General features: G+C 64.6%; 2 protein-coding genes. Both read left to right on the plus strand.

The features are described from left to right. The coding region (locus VGC77_RS22040) for a hybrid sensor histidine kinase/response regulator (RefSeq protein WP_331173694.1) at positions 1–2,249 on the plus strand (2,249 nt) is incomplete at its 5' end. An 8-nt stretch (positions 2,250–2,257) separates the two neighbouring features. Further along, positions 2,258–2,724: chemotaxis protein CheW (locus VGC77_RS22045; protein ID WP_331173695.1), on the plus strand; the 467-nt coding region annotated here is incomplete at its 3' end.

The raw sequence follows: 2,724 nt of genomic DNA on the forward strand, positions 1-2,724 counted from the left end.
TCGACGAATTGGAGCGCGCCTTCCAGGAAACCGAAACCGAACTCCATCCGGTCGTCGCCGCTCCGCCGGTGGCCCCAGCGCCTGCACCTGTGGCAGCGCCGGCTCCGGTGGCCGAGGTGAAGCCTGTTGCCAAGCCGGCAGCCACGCCCGCCGCCAAGAAGAAGACGGCCGTCGAGGTCGATCATCCGGAAGGTGGCGCCGATAAGGTCGCCAACCAGTCGATCCGCGTCAATGTCGACACGCTCGAACATCTGATGACCATGGTCTCGGAGCTGGTGCTGACCCGCAACCAGCTGCTCGAAATCTCGCGTCGTCACGAAGACACCGAATTCAAGGTGCCGCTGCAGCGTCTGTCCACGGTGACGGCCGAACTGCAGGACGGCGTCATGAAGACGCGCATGCAGCCGATCGGCAATGCCTGGCAGAAGCTGCCGCGCATTGTCCGCGATCTCGCCGGTGAACTCGGCAAGCAGATCGAACTCGAAATGCACGGCGCCGACACCGAACTCGATCGCCAGGTGCTCGACCTCATCAAGGACCCGCTGACGCATATGGTGCGTAACTCGGCGGATCACGGTCTCGAAACCCCGGCCGAACGCGCTGCCGAAGGCAAGCCGGAGCAGGGCACGATCCGTCTGTCCGCCTATCATGAAGGCGGCCACATCCTGATCTGCATCGCCGACAACGGTCGCGGTCTCAACACCGAGCGGATCAAGTCGAAGGCGATCTCGAACGGTCTTGCGACCGAAGCCGACATCGAAAAGATGACGGAAGCGCAGATCCACAAGTTCATCTTCGCGCCGGGCTTCTCGACCGCTGCCGCTGTCACCAGCGTCTCGGGCCGCGGCGTCGGCATGGACGTGGTGCGCACCAATATCGATCAGATCGGCGGCACCATCGACATCAAGTCGGTGGCCGGCGAGGGCTCCAGCGTCACCATCAAGATTCCGCTGACCTTGGCGATCGTCTCGGCCCTGATCGTGGAGGCCGCCGGCAACCGCTTTGCGATCCCGCAACTGGCGGTGGTCGAACTGGTGCGCGCGCATGCCAATTCCGAACACAAGATCGAGCGCATCAAGGACACCCCGGTCTTGCGGCTGCGCAACAAGCTGCTGCCGTTGATGCATCTGCGCAACCTGCTGCAGATCGACGACGGCAAGGTCACCGAGCCCGAGAACGGCTTCATCGTGGTGACGCAGGTCGGCAACCAGACCTTCGGCATCGTGGTCGACGGCGTGTTCCACACCGAGGAGATCGTGGTCAAGCCGATGTCGACCAAGCTGCGGCACATCGGCATGTTCTCCGGCAACACCATCCTCGGCGACGGCGCGGTGATCATGATCGTCGACCCCAACGGCATCGCGCAGGCGCTAGGCACCTCGGTCGCAGCCCAGCACGACATCGCCGACGAGAACGCCGCGATCCGCGCCTCCTCGGCCGATCAATTGACCTCGCTGTTGGTGTTCCGCGCCGGCTCCAAGCAGCCCAAGGCGGTGCCGTTGTCGCTGGTGACGCGCTTGGAAGAAATCGCCGCCGACAAGATCGAATTCTCCAACGGCCGCCACATGGTGCAGTACCGCGATCAGCTGATGCCGCTCGTCACCATGGAGGGCGTTGCGGTGCAGACCACCGGGGCGCAGCCGATCCTGGTGTTCGCCGACGAGGACCGCGCCATGGGTCTCGTGGTCGACGAGATCGTCGACATCGTCGAGGAACATCTGCAGATCGAGGTCGGCTCCAGCCACGAGGGCATTTTGGGCTCCGCGGTGATCAAGGGTGCCGCCACCGAAGTGATCGACGTCGGCCACTTCCTGCCGATGGCGTTCGCCGACTGGTTCAAGCGCAAGGAAATGCGCCCCTCCACCACCGCGCAGTCGATCCTGTTGGTCGACGACAGCGCGTTCTTCCGCAACATGCTGGGCCCGGTCTTGAAGGCCGCGGGCTACAAGGTGCGGCTCGCCACCAACGCGCAGGAAGGCCTGGGCGTGCTGCGCTCCGGCCAGGAGTTCGACGCCATCCTCACCGACATCGAGATGCCGGATATGAACGGCTTCGAATTCGCCGAAACCATCCGCGCTGATTCGAAGCTGGCGCAGACCCCGATCATCGCGCTCTCTTCGATGATCTCGCCGGCGGCGATCGAACGCGGCCGCCAGGCCGGCTTCCACGACTACGTCGCCAAGTTCGACCGGCCGGGACTGATCGCCGCGCTGAAAGAACAGACCACCCATCTGAACCAGGCGGCGTGAGGACCACGATGACCACCAACATCTCCAGCGTCGAACCCAGCAGCGCCCGCGACGGCGCCATCACCGAATACGTCACCGCGATGATCGGCGGGCAATTGTTCGGCTTGCCGATCAGCCGCGTGCAGGACGTGTTCATGCCGGAACGGCTGACCAAGGTGCCGCTGGCGCCCGACGACGTCGCCGGCGTCCTCAATCTGCGCGGCCGCATCGTCACCGCGATCGACATGCGCGCCAGACTCGGGCTGCCGCGGATCGACGACGGCAAGCCGCCGATGGCGATGGGCGTCGATCTGCGCGGCGAATCCTACGGCTTGCTAATCGATTCCATCGGCGAAGTGCTGAAGCTCGCCGACGACAGCCGCGAGGTCAACCCGGTCAACCTCGACCCCCGCATGGCCAAAATGGCCTGCGGCGTCCACCGCCTCAACGGCCAGCTCATGGTCGTCCTCGACGTCGACCGCGTCCTCGAAATCGG

The sequence above is a fragment of the Rhodopseudomonas sp. genome (genome assembly GCF_036404135.1).
Lineage (GTDB): Bacteria > Pseudomonadota > Alphaproteobacteria > Rhizobiales > Xanthobacteraceae > Rhodopseudomonas_A.